2 protein-coding genes are annotated in these 1,180 nt (G+C 74.8%); both read right to left on the reverse strand.

From position 1 onward, the window contains the following. Window positions 1-16: 16 nt before the first annotated feature. The gene (locus QR77_RS37170) at window positions 17-559 is read right to left on the reverse strand and encodes a DUF1990 domain-containing protein (RefSeq protein WP_040026381.1); all 543 of its coding nucleotides are present in this window, start codon (window positions 557-559) and stop codon (window positions 17-19) included. Next, window positions 556-1,180 (reverse strand): YndJ family protein (locus QR77_RS37175; protein WP_040026383.1); only part of this gene is annotated, 625 nt, incomplete at its 5' end. The genes QR77_RS37175 and QR77_RS37170, both read right to left, overlap by 4 nt.

Consider the following 1,180-nt stretch of genomic DNA (forward strand, 5'->3'; position numbering starts at 1 on the left):
AGGTCGGGACGGCCCGTCAGGACGGCCGGGCCGTCGCCGCGATCCGCCGGAGCGTACGCGCCAGCGCACGCGCGTACGCCTTCTGCAGCACGGGTACGACGGGACCGGCGAGCCTGGTGTACCAGCAGCCGGGCCGGCTGAAGGCCATCACCGTGAACCACACGGAGCCGTCCTCCCGCAGATCGACGACGAAGGACTCCTCGCCGGTCTCCGGGTGGCCGGGCAGTGTTCCGTAGCCGAAGCCGGTCCGGTCCTTCTCGTACGCCGTCCACACGACCTCACAGGGCGCGCGCAGCCGCAGCGGCCCCGCGCCGAGGCTGACCACCACCAGGGCGCCGGGAGCGGCCCAGGGGGAGCTCGCCCGGACGCGTGCGCCGGTACGGCGGTGCGCCCGCCAGGTGGTCAGCGCGGTCCCCGCCGCGTCGAAGGCGGCGCGGCCACGGCCGATCCTGGCGCTGTGGTGGAGGTGGTGGTAGCCCTCGGGAAGCGGACCGAGCCGGGTCGCGCCGACCTCGGGGTAGGTGAAGGTGGGGCGTGCGGGGGGCAGCGGGGCGGTCATACAGCGCTCTCCTTGAGTTGTCGCCAGGCCAGGATCGAGCAAAGTGCGAAGCCGAGGGCGTTGGCCACGCCATGGGTGGCCGCCATCCATCCGAGGCTCGGACGCGGCAGGCCGGTGGCCTCGCCCGCCGCCCAGCTCAGCGCGAGCAGCATCGTCACCACCAGGACGCCCGCGCTCACGGCGAGCAGCGCCCGGGTGCCGGGACCGGCGGCTCCCGGCCTGACGTCCCGCCAGGTGAGCAGGGACACCGTCCACATACCGGCTGTCAGGACAACGGCTCCGACGAGTTCTGCCCAGTCGGCGACGAAGTACCCGGCCAGGACCAGGAGCGTGCCGAGCGGCACGCTCAGCGCGGCGAACCGGCCGGCCCGGCTCCCGGTCGTCCGGCAGACGAGCCCGGCGAGCAGCGCCGCTGCGAACCCGGCGAAGTGGAAGTGCGCGACGGTCAGCGCCAGGACCGGCAGGGCGAAGCCGAACAGTGGGTGCCCCCAGCGCTCGGCGACCAGCGCGAGTCCGGCGACCGACGGCGTCACCAGTGCCGTGAGCGCCGCGATCTCGGCCGGCGCCAGGGACCGGGTCCTGGCCAGTCGGACCGGCGCCTGGAGGGCGAGCGCGAGGGTC

It is taken from the genome of Streptomyces sp. 150FB, assembly GCF_000818195.1.
In the GTDB taxonomy this organism is placed as follows: domain Bacteria; phylum Actinomycetota; class Actinomycetes; order Streptomycetales; family Streptomycetaceae; genus Streptomyces.